The organism is Enterobacter sp. DNB-S2 (assembly GCF_019443845.1).
GTDB classification, from domain to species: domain Bacteria; phylum Pseudomonadota; class Gammaproteobacteria; order Enterobacterales; family Enterobacteriaceae; genus Enterobacter; species Enterobacter asburiae_B.
In genome coordinates this window covers 3,444,653-3,459,587 of the sequence record NZ_CP050520.1, presented here as the reverse complement: position 1 = coordinate 3,459,587, position 14,935 = coordinate 3,444,653, and the positions used below count along the sequence as shown (strand labels likewise).

Here is a 14,935-nt window from a genome sequence, read left to right as displayed (position 1 = left end):
CTCTGATGAAAAACTGGAAAACAAGTGCAGAAGCAATCCTGACCACTGGCCCTGTCGTGCCGGTTATCGTGGTAAACAAGCTGGAGCACGCTGTACCGATGGCGAAAGCGCTGGTTGCGGGTGGCGTTCGCGTTCTGGAAGTGACCCTGCGCACCGCCTGCGCGATGGATGCTATCCGCGCTATCGCGAAAGAAGTACCGGACGCCATCATCGGTGCGGGCACCGTTCTCAACGCGCAGCAGCTGGCGGAAGTGACCGAAGCGGGCGCGCAGTTCGCCATCAGCCCTGGCCTGACCGAGCCGCTGCTGAAAGCCGCCACGGAAGGTACTATTCCGCTGATCCCTGGCATCAGCACCGTCTCTGAACTGATGCTGGGCATGGACTACGGTCTGAAAGAGTTCAAATTCTTCCCAGCTGAAGCGAACGGCGGCACCAAAGCGCTGCAGGCGATTGCGGGTCCTTTCTCTCAAGTACGCTTCTGTCCGACGGGCGGTATCTCTCCTGCCAACTACCGTGACTACCTGGCGCTGAAAAGCGTGCTGTGCATCGGCGGTTCATGGCTGGTTCCGGCGGATGCGCTGGAAGCGGGCGACTGGGATCGCATCACCAAACTGGCTCGTGAAGCGGTTGAAGGCGCGAAGCAGTAAGCCACTCGCCGCATGAAAAACGGGCCTTCTGGCCCGTTTTTTTATCCTGCAACCTTGACGCTCACAGCAGCCGCTTTCGCTCTTGCCACTGCGTCGTCAACGTTATCTCCGGTGGCTAATGCCACGCCAAGACGGCGAGTTCCGTCGATCTCCGGCTTGCCGAACAGACGTACCTGCAATCCTGCGCCCACTGCCCCGTCGACGTTATCAAACGTGACGTTCTGGCTGGTTAACTGCGGCAGGATCACCGCCGAGGCGGCAGGGCCATACTGACGTACACCGCCGACGGGCAGGCCGAGGAACGCGCGCACGTGCAGGGCGAACTCGGAGAGATCCTGCGAAATCAGCGTGACCATGCCGGTGTCATGCGGGCGAGGGGAGACTTCGCTGAAAATCACCTCATCACCGCACACAAACAGCTCCACGCCGAACAGGCCATAGCCGCCCAGCGCCAGGACGGTTTTACGGGCGATCTCCTGAGCACGCTCCAGCGCCAGGGTGCTCATCTGCTGCGGCTGCCAGGATTCGCGGTAATCGCCATCCTCCTGACGGTGACCAATCGGGTCGCAGAAATGGACGCCGTCAACGGCGCTGACGGTCAGCAGGGTGATTTCGAAATCAAACTTCACGACGCCTTCGACGATCACGCGACCGGCCCCGGCACGGCCGCCCTGCTGGGCATAATCCCACGCGTTATCCAGGGTACCGCTGTCGCGAATAAAGCTCTGTCCTTTTCCGGAGGAGCTCATCACCGGCTTAACGATGCACGGGTAACCAATTTCCTCGACGGCCTGCAGGAACGCGGCCTTATCGCCAGCAAAACGGTAGCTCGAGGTGGGCAATCCCAGCTCTTCCGCCGCCAGGCGACGAATGCCTTCGCGGTTCATGGTCAGCTTTGCGGCTTTCGCACAGGGCACCACGCGCTGGCCTTCCTGCTCCAGGGCGATCAGCGTATCGGTGGCAATGGCCTCAATTTCCGGCACGACAAAATCGGGTTTTTCGCGCGTAATCAGCTCGCGAAGGGCATCGCCATCCAGCATGTTAATCACATAAGAACGATGGGCGACGTGCATGGCGGGTGCGTCGGCGTAACGGTCTACGGCAATGACTTCCACACCTAAACGCTGGCACTCAATGGCGACCTCTTTCCCCAGCTCGCCCGATCCCAACAGCATCACTCGCGTCGCCGCAGGTCGCAGCGCAGTTCCTAAACGAATCATAACAATCCCCCTGAAAAAGTTGCGCGCAGTATAAACGAAAACGTTTGCGTCTGTCTCGTGCACGGCTAAACGAGGGGACAGAAATTTGCGCTTCTTTAGCCCGACCAGACATTTCCTGACGCCTGCTCGCTTACGCTGTGAAACATGTTCACCGTTAAGTGAGGGAAACCATGTCTGGCTGGTTAAATCAATTGCAATCCCTGTTAGGGCAGAAAACATCGTCTGGCGAGCGGGACCTCAGCAAACTGCTGGTACCCGGAGCGCTCGGCGGGCTGGCAAGCCTGCTGGTCGCGAATAAATCCTCACGCAAGCTGCTGGCAAAGTATGGTACAGGCGCGTTGCTGGCCGGCGGCGGCGCCATCGCGGGCTCCGTGCTGTGGAATAAATACAAGGACAGAATACGGACCGCGCACAGCGATGAACCGCATTACGGCGAGCACACCTCGCCGCTGGATCTGCGTACCGAACGGCTCATTCTTGCGCTGGTTTTTGCCGCGAAAAGCGACGGGCATATTGACGATAAGGAACGAGCGGCGATCGAGCAGCAGCTGCGCGAAGCCGGCGTTGAAGAGAAGGGAAGAGTGCTGGTGGCGCAGGCGATAGAACAGCCGCTCGAGCCGCAGCGTCTTGCCCAAAGTGTGAAAAATGAGGAAGAGGCGCTGGAGCTCTATTTCCTCAGCTGCGCAGCCATCGATATCGATCATTTTATGGAGCGGAGCTACCTTAACGCCCTGGGCGATGCGTTAAAGATCCCTCAGAACGTGCGCGAGGGCATTGAGCGGGATATCCGGGAGCAAAAACAGGCGTTACAGGGATAGTCGTCGCCGTCGCGACGCTGTTTCGCTTGCATCATGCGTGGGTTTTGCCAACCTTATAGGGTGTAAAACTTAAAAGAATGATGACATGCCACCGAAAGCCCGACGTACTCCTTATGCGATCACCACGCATGGCGATACGCGTATAGACAACTATTACTGGCTGCGGGACGATTCGCGCTCCCGGCCAGAGGTACTCGACTACCTGCACGAGGAAAACGACTATGGCCGCAAGGTCATGTCCAGCCAGCAGACGCTTCAGGACCAGCTCCTGAATGAAATGGTGCAGCGTATTCCCCAGCGCGATATCTCCGCGCCCTGGACCAAAAACGGCTATCGCTATCGCCATATTTACGAGCCCGGCAATGAGTATCCCATCTACCAGCGTCAGTCGGTGTTAAGCGCCGAATGGGATGAGTGGGATATTCTGCTGGATGCCAACCAGCGCGCCGCCCACAGCGAGTTTTATACCCTGGGCGGCATGTCCATTTCCCCTGACAACGCGGTGATGGCGCTGGCGGAGGATTATCTCTCCCGCCGCCAGTACGGCCTGCGGTTTCGCAATCTGGAGACCGGCAACTGGTATCCGGAAATGCTGGAAAACGTCTCCCCGGATTTTGTCTGGGCGAATGATTCCGAGACGGTTTACTACGTCAAAAAGCACGCGTCGACGCTGCTGCCTTACCAGGTGTGGCGACATACCGTGGGAACGGACTCCGCTGACGACGAGCTGGTTTATGAAGAGAAAGACGAAACCTTCTATGTCAGCCTGCATAAAACCTCCTCACGCCACTATGTGATTATCTTCCTTGCCAGCGCGACGACGTCGGAAGTCCTGCTGCTGGATGCCGAACTGCCGGACGCCCAGCCGCTCTGTTTCCTGCCGCGCCGCAAGGATCACGAGTACAGCCTGGACCACTTCCAGCACAGCTTTTATTTGCGCTCCAATCGCGAGGGCAAAAACTTTGGTCTCTATAAAACCAAAGTGCGCGATGAGCGCAAGTGGGAGGTGCTTATCCCCGCGCGGGATCAGGTGATGCTGGAAGGGTTCACCCTCTTTACCGACTGGCTGGTGGTGGAAGAGCGTCAGCGCGGGCTGACCAGTATCCGACAAATCAACCGAAAAACCCGGGAAGTGGTGGGGATTGCGTTCGATGACCCGGCCTACGTGACGTGGATTGGGTTCAACCCTGAACCCGAATCGTCGCGGTTGCGCTACGGCTACTCCTCCATGACCACGCCGGACACCCTGTTTGAGCTGGATATGGATACCGGGCAGCGCCAGGTGATTAAACAGACCGAGGTAAAAGGGTTTGAGTCCGAAAACTACCGCAGCGAGCACCTGTGGGTCACTGCCCGTGATGGCGTGGAGGTGCCGGTCTCTCTTGTTTACCATCGGGCTCATTTCCAGAAAGGCAAAAACCCGATCCTGGTATACGGCTACGGCTCGTATGGCTCAAGCATGGACGCCGATTTCAGCAGCAGCCGGTTAAGCCTGCTCGATCGCGGTTTTGTTTTCGCCATCGCCCATATTCGCGGCGGCGGTGAGCTGGGCCAGCACTGGTATGAAGACGGGAAATTCCTGAAGAAGAAAAACACCTTCAATGACTACCTCGACGTCTGCGATGCGCTGATTGAGCAGGGCTACGGCGATCCGCAGCTCTGCTTTGGGATGGGGGGCAGCGCGGGCGGTATGCTGATGGGGGCAGCGATCAACCAGCGTCCCGACCGCTTTAAGGGGATTGTCGCGCAGGTTCCGTTTGTCGATGTGGTCACGACCATGCTCGATGAATCCATTCCCCTTACTACCGGGGAGTTTGAGGAGTGGGGGAATCCGCAGGATGAGATGTACTACCGCTATATGAAAGAGTACAGCCCGTACGATAACGTGGAGGCGAAATCCTACCCGCATATGCTGGTCACCACCGGTTTGCATGATTCTCAGGTGCAATACTGGGAGCCGGCAAAATGGGTGGCAAAACTGCGTGAGCTGAAAACCGATGACAATCTGCTGCTGCTGTGTACCGACATGGATTCCGGACACGGGGGGGAATCGGGGCGATTTAAATCGTACGAAGGGGTTGCTCTGGAATATGCCTTTTTAATAGGCCTGGCGCAGGACACGCTGCCAGGCCGTGCGGAGCGTTAAGCGTCGCCCAGATAATGTTTCAGCGTTAAGCGCAGCTCCGGGCTCATTCTGTCGAGGTTGTTATACAGCCAGCGCAAATAGCCCGGGTCTTTATCCGCCACCTCGGACACCGGCTTCCCGCGATATTTACCAAAGGTAAACGTGGTCAGCAGCGCGGGACGTCCTGTGATCGTCGCCATGTCATCCGGCGTCCAGCCAGAGATATTCATAATATCAATCAGCAACGCGGCGGTGATATAGCAGTCATACAGGGCGCGGTGATGGTGAAGCCCCTCAGGGGTACGAACGCTGAGCTTGCGGGACTTGTACAGCGCCATGTTGCTGTATTTAATCCCCGGCCAGAGACGACGCGCCAGCTTCATGGTGCAAATCCATTCCCCCGGCATTTCAGGCAATACCCGGCGGTCAAAGCTGGCGTTATGCGCGACGTACCACGGGCTACCGTAGTAGTGCGGAATGATCTCTTCGATCCACGGCTTATCCGCCACCATCGATTCGGTAATGCGATGGATAGCCATCGCCTGAGGGCTGATGGGGCGATCGGGACGCACCAGATGGCTCATTGGGTTGACGATTTTACCATCAACCACGTCGACAGAGGCCACTTCCACTATTCCGCCCTGAAGATCGCAAGTTTCGGTATCGATGACGCGCAGCATTGAAAACTCCTGAGCTTAAAACGCCTAGCCTAAAGGAATGATATCGCCTTGCCAACCCTCTCCGCCGAGCGTGCCGGTCACCAGAAGCTCGCCCTTATCCGCGCGCACGATCAGCTGGCCTTTTTCATCCCAGAGCGCGCTGCCGCCGCAGGCGTTCGCCATCAGCACCGCAATGGCATATTTATGCGCGAAGCGCTGCAGGTTACTGATGGACTGCCGCCAGCGATTATCCCCCACCGACTGGCAGCTGGTAACAAGCGTTGCCCGGGGATCGAGATTGGGCGAATCGGGATGTGCATCAAGGATGGTAAGGTGTTTATCCCCCGGCACGAGGCTGGCACCGCCCCCTTGCGGATAGCGCAAAATGCGATGGCGAGCGGGCGAAAACAGCACAAGGCCTTTCTGGCGCTGGCCATTCTGTTCCAGGGGGAGCCCGGCAATAACGGTGATCTGGTGTTGATGTGCCGCGTTGAGCAGCGGCTCCAGCTGCGCGTCATCGGGCGGGGGAGGTAACGTCGGCGAGCCAGAGCCCGTTAATGAGAGTTCAGGGAAAACCAGCAGATCGCACCGCTGCCGTGCTGCTTCGGCGATGAAGCGCAGGTGGTGCGTAACATGGTCATCTACAGTCTGATGCAGCCCGCCATACTGGGCTGCCGCTATATTCCAATGTGACATCGTGACTTCCTTATACACTGAGTCGCAGAGATTTAAGAATACACCTAAAATAAACAGGGTTTTCTTATCCTGCCAGATTCCGCGTAAGGAAATGTAACGACTCGTTAAGCTTATTTAACTTTAGGCTCGTACGGTAAACGGGAGAGGTTGACCGAGGCGAGGCGGTGGGCGATGAGTCTTTCGCGAAACCAGTCGCGCAGATGGGCGGGCTGTTCCCGTTCCACGACTTCAGCCACGACGGGCATGTTGTAACGCTCTTTGAACGCGACGCCAGCGGCAGCGAGATCGACATTCACTTTATCCATCTCGTCCTGCGGAAGGGCGGCCAGATTGATCTTCATTACCTTCTCCTTTTTATGCGGCGGCAACGTTACCGCGATTGCACGACGATGACAAGCGGAGGCAGGATGATCCTCGACTCGTTTATTATACAGCGTTATTCTTTAGCATACAGACATAACAAAAAGGAATGATAGGATGGGTTTCTCCGCTTCCCGCGCGGTCTGCGCACTGGTTTTTGTGGCCTCGACAATGATGACGCCTTCCGTGCTGGCACATGCACATCTTAAACAGCAGATCCCGGCAGCAGACAGCGTGGTGACCGCACCGCAGGCACTTACGCTGAATTTTTCAGAAGGTATCGAACCTGGATTTAGCGGTGTGGTGGTAACGGATGCGCAAAAGCAGGTCATCAAAACGGGAACCGCTACGCGCGACGAAAAGAACAAAGCTCAGCTTACCGTGCCGCTGGAACAAACGCTGGCATCAGGGACTTACCAGGTGGACTGGCATGTGGTCTCCGTGGACGGCCATAAAACCAAAGGCAGCTATCACTTTAGCGTGAAATAGCATGCTGACGCTGTGTTATATCGGGCTACGCTTTATCCATTTCGGGGCGCTGATGCTGGTGTTTGGCAATGCGCTTTACAGCGTCTGGTTTGCGCCTTCGTCTCTTCACCGTCTGCTGTCCCGGCGTTTTCTGTCGCAGCAGAAAGTGGCGGCCTTAGTGAGCCTGGCGGCTGCGGTCCTGATGTTTGTGCTGCAGGGCGGATTGATGGGCAACGGCTGGGGAGATGTGTTTGCGCCACAGGTATGGTTCAGCGTGATGGGAACCCGGTTTGGCGGCGTCTGGCTGTGGCAAATAATCCTCGCTGCGCTGACGGTCGGTGCGGCATGGCTTGCGCCGCTGAAAGGTTCGCGGCTGCTGCTGCTCGCAATGGGACAGCTTATCCTGCTGGCTGGGGTAGGGCATGCGGCGATGAACGACGGTCCGACGGGGGCGCTGCAGCGTCTTAATTATGCTTTTCACCTGATATGTGCCGCCACCTGGCTTGGCGGATTAATGCCCCTGCTGTTCTGCATGCGTCTGGCGAAAGGGCGCTGGCAGAATGCCGCCATCTTTACCATGATGCGCTTCTCGCGCGTGGGGCATTACGCCGTTGCGGGCGTGCTGCTCTCCGGGGTGATAAATGCGCTCATGATACTGGGCCTCGATATTCCCTGGCAGGCTGGCTACGTGCGGTTTTTGTTGTTCAAATGTGCGCTGGTGGCGTTGATGGTGGTAATTGCGCTGGCAAATCGGTATTTTCTGGTGCCACGGTTTCGTCCGGAGAGCGGGCGAGCACAACAGATTTTTATCAGGATGACACAGGCAGAAGTGGTGCTGGGAGCGCTGGTGCTGGCAACGGTCAGTCTGTTTGCCACCTGGGAACCCTTCTGACAAGGTTAAATATCATATGAAAAAGACAGTACTTTCTCTCTTATTGCTGGCCTGTACGGGGAGCGCGCTTGCCGCACCGCAGGTCATCACCGTGAGTCGTTTTGAAGTGGGTAAGGACAAATGGGCGTTCAATCGCGAAGAGGTGATGCTGACCTGCCGTCCGGGCCATGCGCTGTATGCCATCAACCCGAGCACGCTTGTGCAATACCCGCTGAATGATACCGCAGAGCAGCAGGTAGCCAGCGGCAAGAGCAGCGGCCAGCCGATTAGCATTATTCAAATCGATGACCCGGCGCATCCGGGACAAAAAATGAGTCTGGCACCGTTTATCGAGCGCGCCGACAAGCTCTGCTAACGTTCGGGTTTCCAATAAAAAACCGCAGATGCTTGCGAAAGCACTGCGGTTTTTCACTTTTAATGATGCTCTGGCGCTTTTTTTCCGACCGCTTTTGCTGTGGACTGGAAAACCTGGCGTCGTCATCTATTCTTAAAAGGCAAGGCGACTTAGCCTGCATTAATGCCAACTTTTAGCGCACGGCTCTCTCCCAAGAGCCATTTCCCTGGACCGAATACAGGAATCGTATTCGGTCTCTTTTTATCTATTTGTTTCTCAAGGTTTTTTTCGGTCTCAACACGAAATTCCCCGAAAATTACTCGAATATTCCATATCCTGTCTAAACCATAACATACTCTGCACCGCGTGCGTCCAGGTATTTTTTGGTCATTGTTAAATTTTTGTGGCCGAGTAAACGCTGAGCAAATTCTTCCCCTCGCTCCTTTTCATAGAGCCTGCTCGCCAGACTTCTGATCTCATGAAACGGCGGTGGGTTAGGGCCGAATTTTAACCCGGTCGAATCCCTTATCTCTGCGAACGCCTGGGTGAGTCCGTCAGGAGTTAGCGGCCCTGGCTTTCTTCCCCCGCGGCGAACCGGCGAGTAGAGCATAAAATCGGAAGGGTTGTTCACCCGGCATCGATCAATGACATCCTGCAACACAAGCCCGGCGACGTCCAGCCTCAAATCAAGGGGGAGCGCCAGTTTGTGACCTGTTTTCTCCTGAGTAACGAAAAGCCTCCCGTCTTTAACGTCACTGAACCTGAACAGTGAGATATCCTCCCGCCGCTGGCCGGTGATTAGCGCAAGATCGCATGCGTTAGGTGCCCAGTCAGAATGAGTTAACGCGGCCTGGCGGATGACGGTGAAATGCTCGAGCAGCAGGCGCTCTCGCTTAACTTTCGGCGTCGGCGTTCGCGTCGGCTCTGCCGGGTTCCTGTCGACATGTCCTTCTACGATCGCCTCCCTGAAGATGTCCATCAGAACAGACCGCAGCCCGGAAGCCATGCTCTTTTTATCGCAGAGAATGTACGATTCAAGAAATAAGGCGATATCCTTTGTCGTGACGGAAGCGAGGGGAATTTTGCCGAACTCTTCCTTTATGGTGGCGATCTGGTTTCGCCTGACCTTCATCGTGTTTGGTTTCAGCTCGCGCCGTTCGAGAATTACCTCGTAACGCTCCAGCCATGCGGCCACTGTGAAAGTGGGCACGTCTTTTATGCGATCCAGGAGAGAAGAGGGAAGGTAATTCTGGTCGATGTAGTTGTTGGCCTCAATGGCCTGGGCAACAGCATCCTTGCGATCAATCCGGCCAAGAGATATTTCCTGCCCGGTCACCGGATTGCGCCAGCTGTAAAGTCTGTCTCTTTTACGATAGGTCAGGTTACGGGGCAGGTTAGCGTCGTAACGTACTGGCCTTTTCGCCATGAGTCAGTCTCTCCAGTAAGGTGCCGCCGGACGGCAGTTTAGTGTGTTTCGGTTTGGCGCGCAGATTCTTCTTGCGCGGATCCACGTAGATAGCGTCAGGCTTAACCTTATATTCCTTTCCGTGCAGCTCCGGCGCGGGATAAATTCTCCCCTCCCGCGTCCATCGACGCAGAGTAGAAAGGGAGGGTGGAGTCGTGTAGACCTCAGCAGCCCATTCCTGCAAGTTGAGAAGCTTAGCCATGAGAACTCCTTAGCCGCCAGGCATTTTAAGCGAGGCCGCGTTGACGTGTTGATTAATCGAAATCAGGCAAAAAGAAGCCCGGCGCGGGGCCGGGCAAAAGGGATAACGGAGCAGTGCTTTCGCACCAAATAGCCAGCTCATAACTGGCTATCAGTTGCGTCATGGTTTGATGTGAAGGCGCGGTTCGCCGTCTTTCGGCTCCGGCCACTGGCGAGCCATATTCACCTTTAGCTTTTCTTCCAGCGCCGCGGTGATCTGCTCATCGGTGATACCAGCGCGCCGCTGCGCGTCCCATAGCAGGAACTGCATATCAGCCCATTCACTGAGGTCGCCAGGATCGGCAGCAGCTTCCAGCGCCTCTTTGGAAAGGTGCTTCAGCGGGCCGATGGGGCCAACATGACCGAAGGTTTTTTCTGACCATTCAGCATGGTACCGCCGGATCAGGTTTCTGGTGAACTGTGATTTCTTCGATTCGTAAGGTTTCACGTTCCCTCCTCATGCTGCACGCTGGCAGCAGTTAGTTTTCGGTATCTGGTAAATAAAAGCCCCGACGAAGCGGGGCACGCAAATTTTGAGAAAATTAGTTGGGTAAATCCAATATCTGCCGATATGTTAGGAGTTACATTTGAGGGAACGACATCCATGAAAACAAAGCAGTTGCTGCTTGTGCTCTTAACATTGGCCCAATGTAGTCATGCTCAAGAACAATACAATTTTGAAGATGTAAAACCTGCAGTTATTGAATTCTTCAAGCGCGGGGCAGGGAATCCTGATGGCTGCGATGTGTTCAAACAACAACTAGCCAAAAATCCTGAAGATGAGCAAGCAAGGAAAATGATGATTGGTTTTTGTGACAGTGACTTAGATACATCTAAGCCAGTAACTTTCACAGAAATGACATCGCATAGCTCTGAAGGGCGTCCATATGTTTGCGGCATCATATCTGGCCAGACACAACTAGGCAGAAAAATAGGCGCGCGTTTTATTGCAGCCGAACCATATCATTTAGTGCTGGGCTTCAAGTATTCACGACGACCGATAGCTTACGTAACGGATGATGGGTTTTTGGTCGATGAGTTTCGTTCTCAGCTGAAAGCCTACAACGAGCTATATGCAAAAGCATGTAAATGAATTAAATCCCTCTCTGCTTATTCTTCAACTCGATAACAGATTGGCACTCTGCGCACGTCTGGCATCCCGGAACGGCAGCGCGCCGTGGCGCCGGGATATCCTCGCCGCAGTCTTCACAACGCTCAGCTGATACAGCGTTACGGTCGATGCGGTGAGCGGAAAGGGCAGCGTTACGCTGAAGCTCTTCAATCTCTGCTGCGGTGTCGATGATATCGGCCATGGTCAATGCTCCAGGAACTGTCGGTTAATTCGGTTGAAGGTGAACGCCAGCAATAAAAAGGGAGCCATAAGCTCCCGAGTTTTAAATATCACCATTACGGCTTCGCCCTTAGCCAGATGCAGACCGCGCCATCTTCCGTGTCGTGAATTGAACCGACAAACCAACCATCGCCGGCAGGTGTTTCTGGCTGCCAAGCCGAAATGTCATAGCCGTCAACATCTGGATCAGCGTCGTCCTCATCGCGGTAAATCACTTTCCACTCGAGGCCGTTCTTCTCCAGCCACGCGTTGAACTCAATGGGCGAAATGGATTCGCGGCCATCGCAAAACTCATCGTAAAGTGGGTGAGTCCAGTAACCGTATTGGTTGCGTTCTACGGGTAGCGCTTTAAATTCTGTTGTCATTGTTCGGCCCCAAACCGCCCATTAAGGCGGCCAGTTTTGACGACGAACTCAAGGAGGCTAACTCCCAGAGCTTCAATTTTCTTATGATGCTTGTTGATGATGGGAGGCACCGTTTCGTTCCAGTTAGGTTTTGGATTCTTGCGCATGGCCTGCTGTATTTCTTCGGTGCAGCGTCGGCAAGCGGCGCGGACGGCGTTTTCTGATTCTGGTCTCATGCGGCCTCCGTTTTCACAACATCGATGGCGCAGCCTGGTAGCAATTCAACCGCGGCGGTGGCGCACTGATTTCCCCAATGGTGCCAGCCTGGCGCCGCGCTACGGCTGAACAGCTCAATGCGCGGCACATCCCCATAAAGCAGCTCCAGCCGGTGGCGCACTTCCCACGGCTTTTCGCTGTGTGCGCCCAGCGGGCTGTATACCACTTGCTTAATCCCGGCGTGCTTTCGTTCCAGCCCGGCGCCGCGGGTAGCAATCAGCAGATCTTCGGTATTGGCCCGGGTGTGGTTGCCGCCGTTCATGCGCGTCTCGGCGTTAAGCAGATCGAGGAAGTCGTAAAAGTCGGTGATTTCACCCTCGGCCAGCGCCTTGTTGATGCGCAGTTCCGCATTCTGGTTCAGCTTCACCCAGGTAAAGCCCTTCATCGTGCGAACGGTAAAGCCCCAGGCCTCGGCCAGTTCTATCGCCTCCTGGTTATGCGTGCCGGTGTACCACATCGCCAGCACCGCGTTTTCGGCGGCAAGTTCCCATACCGGAAGGCGCTTGATGTCGATTAACTTCATGGTGGAGTAGTGGTCGGCAGCGGCCCCGTTACTGATGGTGTTTCCGTAAGACCAGGGCGGATCAGCGTAGATAAGAGAGTATTTTCCTGTCATTTCGCGCCGCCTTTCACAAAAATAACCCAGTGGGTTTTGTCGGCTTTTCCTGTTCGTTGCCATATGGCCGGCTTCTCGTCAGTCAGCACCAAAATATTGCTTACCGGGATCTGCGTTTCGTTCCATTTGAAGATGAGCACGCCGTGTGGCCACAACACCCGAAATGCTTCTGCGAAGCCGGCACGCAGATCATCGCGCCACGTTTCTTTGTTCAGTCGGCCGTACTTTTTCCCCATCCACGCGTTATCTCCGACGCGCTCAAGGTGTGGCGGATCGAACACGACCACAGGGAAAGTGTTGTCGGCAAAGGGAAGGGCACGGAAATCAGCTATAAGGTCCGGGCTTATGATTAACTGGCGGCCGTCGCAAAGTTCATGCTGCTCGGCCCGGATATCACTGAAAACCGCGCGCTCATCCTGCTTATCGAACCAGAACATGCGAGAACCGCAGCACATGTCCAAGATTGTTGAATCAGTCATGCCGCCTCCTGCCTTTCCCGATATTCCTCAGCGAGCCGCTGCGCCTTTAATGGATTGCTGACTACTTCACCCCATGGCATTAGCCAGCCGTTACCAATGAAGGGAAGGCACAGTGTGCCAACCCTGATGTCGTCGTGAGCGTGAGTCATAGGATGGACTCCATTTCGTCGATGTAGAGTCCCTGAGCAATCAGGCGGCGACGGCGGGCGGCACGCGCTATGCACTCCTGCCGTCTGCCTTCCTGCGACTGCTCTATGGCGCGCCGGGTGAACAGCCGTGATTTACCCTGCGGCGTTAGGACCTTTGGCTTTGTGACCAGGTCGAAAGTGCGGTCGCAGATGCCGTCCTCGTTGAGCCATTTTTCCGACTCAACAATCTGTGCTATCTGTCCGGCGCCGCGGGTAATGCCGTTGGCGACCCGATTAAACTCGATGAGCGTTACGCCAAACTTCTCGGCGATTTCGCTACCGATGACCGGGCGGCCGCGCGTCTGAATCATCCAGATAACGCGCTCACGGAGGCCGGAAAATTGCCCGGTTCGCCCGGGCCTGCGATAGAAGGGGGTGCGTTTCATGCTGCACGCTCTGTGATTTTCTGAATTTCCGATTCCAGATCTGCAAGGAAGCTCTTAACCTCATACTCGATTTCGCGCGCCAGCTCTTCATTGAAATGAATGCGCTTCTTGAAATAGGCGAGGTCAGGCGGCAGGCGATCATCGAAACTAACGAAATCACACCATTTCCGCCCGGTACACATCATCTGTGCATGCATTTGCAGCATGTACTGGCGCTTTGGCTCGCCAGTTTTCAGCGTTTCAAGATGGGTCCAGGTGTTGGGGCATTTGATTTCGATAAGCCCGTCGTCGTTAACAAGTCCGTCCGGGCTGGCTGCGAATCCGGGTATGGTTGGGTGATCGATGAGTCCAACTTCAGTGATTTCCGCATCGAACTCATTCAGCGCGTACATCTCACGCGCCACTGGCTCCAGTTCGGTACCGCGCATCATCGCGGCATTTGAAAACCCTTCCTCCAGCTTCCCGGTCAGCCGTTGGCAAATTAGCTCGGCCATGTAGTTCTGGCGGCTGGTGGAGTAGCCCGACTTAGTCCGGGCCATGACATCAGCCAGGCGACTGGCAGTGACCTTGCCGCAGCGCGCAGCAAACCATTCAGGGGTGCGTTGCTCCATCATTCAGCCTCCGTCTCTGCAACATTGACAGGTTCGGCGTTGTCGACAGCAAGACTCATGTCATACATGCGTCGCTTCTCAACCGCGCCGATTACCTGCTTCTCTTCAGCGCTCAGCGCTACCCAAAACTCCTGATACTTAACGGTTCCAAGGCGCGCGGCGGACTCACCTTTTGCGATCAGATCCGGGCGACGGCTATCTGATTCATGGCCCGCATGAACCTCTGCCGTTGTTCCTTCAATAACTCGCTCTGCCTCGTCCTGGTCGAAGATGCCAGCGAAACCAAAGGCCAGGCGCGCACACTGGATAAGCGTCTTGTGGCGTAGCATGCGGGTAGGATGGGACTGCCATGGCTGAGTGTTTCGTTTACACTCTCCCATGTACTCAGTGACAATGGTCGGGTGCTTACGGTCTTTGCGGTAAATCTTGCAGGTGCACGCGCCTTCCTCTTTGTCGTAAGAGAATTCCATGCCGTCAAACTGAGGATGTTCGTTGATAATGCGAGCCCATCCATCAACGCCGACGACCGGGACAATCCCGCCTTTATCTGGGAAGGCATAAATCTCTTTGGTCCATGGGTTCAGGCCGTACTGGTTGGCGACGATTAGCAGGGCTGTAAATTGCTCGTCCGTGACGTTGCCACCTTTAAATGCTGTGTTCTTCAGCGTATTCATCAGGTCTGTACCGGCATCCATGCCGAGGCGAGCGGCCAGTTTCCCGGCCATGGTGGAAAGTGCAGTGCTCATTGTTAATCCCCTCA

General features: G+C 55.6%; 22 protein-coding genes and 1 pseudogene. 7 read left to right on the top strand and 16 right to left on the bottom strand.

Annotated elements, in window-relative coordinates; all coding sequences use genetic code 11:
- Window positions 1–5: 5 nt before the first annotated feature.
- Window positions 6–647: a bifunctional 4-hydroxy-2-oxoglutarate aldolase/2-dehydro-3-deoxy-phosphogluconate aldolase gene (gene kdgA / locus HB664_RS16605; protein WP_014884307.1), complete on the top strand. Its 642-nt coding sequence runs from the start codon at window positions 6–8 to the stop codon at window positions 645–647.
- Between the two features lie 41 nt (window positions 648–688).
- Here the strand turns inward: kdgA and purT are convergent, their stop codons facing one another.
- The gene (purT, locus tag HB664_RS16600; RefSeq protein WP_219939855.1) at window positions 689–1,867 is read right to left on the bottom strand and encodes a formate-dependent phosphoribosylglycinamide formyltransferase; all 1,179 of its coding nucleotides are present in this window, start codon (window positions 1,865–1,867) and stop codon (window positions 689–691) included.
- Window positions 1,868–2,037: 170 nt separating this feature from the next.
- On the opposite strand from purT, the gene HB664_RS16595 reads away from it, so the two are divergent.
- On the top strand, window positions 2,038–2,685 hold the full coding sequence (locus tag HB664_RS16595) for a tellurite resistance TerB family protein (protein ID WP_219939854.1): 648 nt from the start codon (window positions 2,038–2,040) through the stop codon (window positions 2,683–2,685).
- An 85-nt stretch (window positions 2,686–2,770) separates the two neighbouring features.
- A complete protein-coding gene (ptrB, locus tag HB664_RS16590; protein ID WP_219939853.1) occupies window positions 2,771–4,831 on the top strand; it encodes an oligopeptidase B in 2,061 nt (686 codons plus the stop codon).
- Here ptrB and exoX read toward each other — a convergent pair.
- From exoX to HB664_RS16575, 3 genes are all read right to left on the bottom strand, one after another.
- Window positions 4,828–5,490, bottom strand: a complete 663-nt coding sequence (gene exoX / locus HB664_RS16585; RefSeq protein WP_010432611.1) for an exodeoxyribonuclease X — start codon at window positions 5,488–5,490, stop codon at window positions 4,828–4,830. The genes ptrB and exoX overlap by 4 nt on opposite strands.
- A gap of 24 nt (window positions 5,491–5,514) precedes the next feature.
- Window positions 5,515–6,165: a carbon-nitrogen hydrolase family protein gene (locus HB664_RS16580; protein WP_033145843.1), complete on the bottom strand. Its 651-nt coding sequence runs from the start codon at window positions 6,163–6,165 to the stop codon at window positions 5,515–5,517.
- A gap of 110 nt (window positions 6,166–6,275) precedes the next feature.
- Entirely contained in the window at window positions 6,276–6,506 is a 231-nt protein-coding gene (locus HB664_RS16575; protein ID WP_008500465.1) for a DNA polymerase III subunit theta, read from the bottom strand.
- A gap of 136 nt (window positions 6,507–6,642) precedes the next feature.
- On the opposite strand from HB664_RS16575, the gene yobA reads away from it, so the two are divergent.
- The 3 genes from yobA to HB664_RS16560 are packed head-to-tail and all read left to right on the top strand — an operon-like array spanning window position 6,643 to window position 8,240.
- Window positions 6,643–7,014, top strand: coding sequence for a CopC domain-containing protein YobA (gene yobA, locus HB664_RS16570; protein WP_033145842.1), 372 nt, complete (start codon window positions 6,643–6,645; stop codon window positions 7,012–7,014).
- A 1-nt stretch (window position 7,015) separates the two neighbouring features.
- Window positions 7,016–7,885, top strand: a complete 870-nt coding sequence (gene copD / locus HB664_RS16565; protein ID WP_033145841.1) for a copper homeostasis membrane protein CopD — start codon at window positions 7,016–7,018, stop codon at window positions 7,883–7,885.
- A 16-nt stretch (window positions 7,886–7,901) separates the two neighbouring features.
- Entirely contained in the window at window positions 7,902–8,240 is a 339-nt protein-coding gene (locus tag HB664_RS16560) for a YebY family protein (protein ID WP_033145840.1), read from the top strand.
- Window positions 8,241–8,559: 319 nt separating this feature from the next.
- Here HB664_RS16560 and HB664_RS16555 read toward each other — a convergent pair whose 3' ends face one another.
- The 3 genes and pseudogenes from HB664_RS16555 to HB664_RS16545 all read right to left on the bottom strand — a co-directional run.
- Entirely contained in the window at window positions 8,560–9,645 is a 1,086-nt protein-coding gene (locus tag HB664_RS16555) for a tyrosine-type recombinase/integrase (protein WP_219939852.1), read from the bottom strand.
- On the bottom strand, window positions 9,614–9,886 hold the full coding sequence (locus HB664_RS16550; protein ID WP_219939851.1) for an excisionase: 273 nt from the start codon (window positions 9,884–9,886) through the stop codon (window positions 9,614–9,616). The genes HB664_RS16555 and HB664_RS16550 overlap by 32 nt, the downstream gene beginning before the upstream one ends.
- 165 nt (window positions 9,887–10,051) lie before the next feature.
- Window positions 10,052–10,324: pseudogene (locus HB664_RS16545) on the bottom strand (dATP/dGTP pyrophosphohydrolase domain-containing protein); the annotation flags it as partial.
- Between the two features lie 204 nt (window positions 10,325–10,528).
- Here HB664_RS16545 and HB664_RS16540 point away from each other — a divergent pair.
- On the top strand, window positions 10,529–11,017 hold the full coding sequence (locus tag HB664_RS16540; protein WP_219939849.1) for a hypothetical protein: 489 nt from the start codon (window positions 10,529–10,531) through the stop codon (window positions 11,015–11,017).
- 1 nt (window position 11,018) lies between these two features.
- On the opposite strand, the gene HB664_RS16535 is transcribed toward HB664_RS16540, so the two are convergent.
- The 9 genes from HB664_RS16535 to bet form a co-directional block, all read right to left on the bottom strand.
- On the bottom strand, window positions 11,019–11,237 hold the full coding sequence (locus HB664_RS16535) for a TraR/DksA family transcriptional regulator (RefSeq protein ID WP_219939848.1): 219 nt from the start codon (window positions 11,235–11,237) through the stop codon (window positions 11,019–11,021).
- Window positions 11,238–11,331: 94 nt separating this feature from the next.
- The gene (locus HB664_RS16530) at window positions 11,332–11,640 is read right to left on the bottom strand and encodes a hypothetical protein (RefSeq protein WP_219939847.1); all 309 of its coding nucleotides are present in this window, start codon (window positions 11,638–11,640) and stop codon (window positions 11,332–11,334) included.
- Window positions 11,637–11,855, bottom strand: coding sequence for a hypothetical protein (locus HB664_RS16525; RefSeq protein WP_219939846.1), 219 nt, complete (start codon window positions 11,853–11,855; stop codon window positions 11,637–11,639). Before HB664_RS16525 ends, HB664_RS16530 begins: the two co-directional genes overlap by 4 nt.
- Entirely contained in the window at window positions 11,852–12,511 is a 660-nt protein-coding gene (locus HB664_RS16520) for an MT-A70 family methyltransferase (protein WP_219939845.1), read from the bottom strand. Before HB664_RS16520 ends, HB664_RS16525 begins: the two co-directional genes overlap by 4 nt.
- On the bottom strand, window positions 12,508–12,990 hold the full coding sequence (locus HB664_RS16515; protein ID WP_219939844.1) for a class I SAM-dependent methyltransferase: 483 nt from the start codon (window positions 12,988–12,990) through the stop codon (window positions 12,508–12,510). Before HB664_RS16515 ends, HB664_RS16520 begins: the two co-directional genes overlap by 4 nt.
- Window positions 12,987–13,139 carry a DUF1317 family protein gene (locus HB664_RS16510; RefSeq protein ID WP_006809793.1) on the bottom strand — a complete coding sequence of 51 codons (153 nt, stop codon included), beginning with the start codon at window positions 13,137–13,139 and terminating at the stop codon, window positions 12,987–12,989. The genes HB664_RS16515 and HB664_RS16510 overlap by 4 nt, the downstream gene beginning before the upstream one ends.
- Window positions 13,136–13,564, bottom strand: coding sequence for a regulator (locus HB664_RS16505; protein ID WP_219939843.1), 429 nt, complete (start codon window positions 13,562–13,564; stop codon window positions 13,136–13,138). The genes HB664_RS16510 and HB664_RS16505 overlap by 4 nt, the downstream gene beginning before the upstream one ends.
- On the bottom strand, window positions 13,561–14,178 hold the full coding sequence (locus HB664_RS16500) for a lambda exonuclease family protein (protein ID WP_219939842.1): 618 nt from the start codon (window positions 14,176–14,178) through the stop codon (window positions 13,561–13,563). The genes HB664_RS16505 and HB664_RS16500 overlap by 4 nt, the downstream gene beginning before the upstream one ends.
- Entirely contained in the window at window positions 14,175–14,921 is a 747-nt protein-coding gene (bet, locus tag HB664_RS16495; protein ID WP_044856898.1) for a phage recombination protein Bet, read from the bottom strand. The genes HB664_RS16500 and bet overlap by 4 nt, the downstream gene beginning before the upstream one ends.
- Window positions 14,922–14,935 lie beyond the last annotated feature (14 nt).

What these genes read in the sequence shown, in the direction of transcription:
- HB664_RS16580 (WP_033145843.1), bottom strand. Translation starts at nt 6,165, where the DNA reads ATGTCACATTGGAATATAGCGGCAGCCCAGTATGGCGGGCTGCATCAG.
- bet (WP_044856898.1), bottom strand. Translation starts at nt 14,921, where the DNA reads ATGAGCACTGCACTTTCCACCATGGCCGGGAAACTGGCCGCTCGCCTC.
- HB664_RS16575 (WP_008500465.1), bottom strand. Translation starts at nt 6,506, where the DNA reads ATGAAGATCAATCTGGCCGCCCTTCCGCAGGACGAGATGGATAAAGTG.
- HB664_RS16520 (WP_219939845.1), bottom strand. Translation starts at nt 12,511, where the DNA reads ATGACAGGAAAATACTCTCTTATCTACGCTGATCCGCCCTGGTCTTAC.
- HB664_RS16505 (WP_219939843.1), bottom strand. Translation starts at nt 13,564, where the DNA reads ATGAAACGCACCCCCTTCTATCGCAGGCCCGGGCGAACCGGGCAATTT.
- kdgA (WP_014884307.1), top strand. Translation starts at nt 6, where the DNA reads ATGAAAAACTGGAAAACAAGTGCAGAAGCAATCCTGACCACTGGCCCT.
- HB664_RS16550 (WP_219939851.1), bottom strand. Translation starts at nt 9,886, where the DNA reads ATGGCTAAGCTTCTCAACTTGCAGGAATGGGCTGCTGAGGTCTACACG.
- yobA (WP_033145842.1), top strand. Translation starts at nt 6,643, where the DNA reads ATGGGTTTCTCCGCTTCCCGCGCGGTCTGCGCACTGGTTTTTGTGGCC.
- HB664_RS16530 (WP_219939847.1), bottom strand. Translation starts at nt 11,640, where the DNA reads ATGACAACAGAATTTAAAGCGCTACCCGTAGAACGCAACCAATACGGT.
- HB664_RS16560 (WP_033145840.1), top strand. Translation starts at nt 7,902, where the DNA reads ATGAAAAAGACAGTACTTTCTCTCTTATTGCTGGCCTGTACGGGGAGC.
- HB664_RS16535 (WP_219939848.1), bottom strand. Translation starts at nt 11,237, where the DNA reads ATGGCCGATATCATCGACACCGCAGCAGAGATTGAAGAGCTTCAGCGT.
- purT (WP_219939855.1), bottom strand. Translation starts at nt 1,867, where the DNA reads ATGATTCGTTTAGGAACTGCGCTGCGACCTGCGGCGACGCGAGTGATG.
- HB664_RS16500 (WP_219939842.1), bottom strand. Translation starts at nt 14,178, where the DNA reads ATGATGGAGCAACGCACCCCTGAATGGTTTGCTGCGCGCTGCGGCAAG.
- ptrB (WP_219939853.1), top strand. Translation starts at nt 2,771, where the DNA reads ATGCCACCGAAAGCCCGACGTACTCCTTATGCGATCACCACGCATGGC.
- HB664_RS16510 (WP_006809793.1), bottom strand. Translation starts at nt 13,139, where the DNA reads ATGACTCACGCTCACGACGACATCAGGGTTGGCACACTGTGCCTTCCC.
- exoX (WP_010432611.1), bottom strand. Translation starts at nt 5,490, where the DNA reads ATGCTGCGCGTCATCGATACCGAAACTTGCGATCTTCAGGGCGGAATA.
- HB664_RS16595 (WP_219939854.1), top strand. Translation starts at nt 2,038, where the DNA reads ATGTCTGGCTGGTTAAATCAATTGCAATCCCTGTTAGGGCAGAAAACA.
- HB664_RS16515 (WP_219939844.1), bottom strand. Translation starts at nt 12,990, where the DNA reads ATGACTGATTCAACAATCTTGGACATGTGCTGCGGTTCTCGCATGTTC.
- copD (WP_033145841.1), top strand. Translation starts at nt 7,016, where the DNA reads ATGCTGACGCTGTGTTATATCGGGCTACGCTTTATCCATTTCGGGGCG.
- HB664_RS16555 (WP_219939852.1), bottom strand. Translation starts at nt 9,645, where the DNA reads ATGGCGAAAAGGCCAGTACGTTACGACGCTAACCTGCCCCGTAACCTG.
- HB664_RS16525 (WP_219939846.1), bottom strand. Translation starts at nt 11,855, where the DNA reads ATGAGACCAGAATCAGAAAACGCCGTCCGCGCCGCTTGCCGACGCTGC.
- HB664_RS16540 (WP_219939849.1), top strand. Translation starts at nt 10,529, where the DNA reads ATGAAAACAAAGCAGTTGCTGCTTGTGCTCTTAACATTGGCCCAATGT.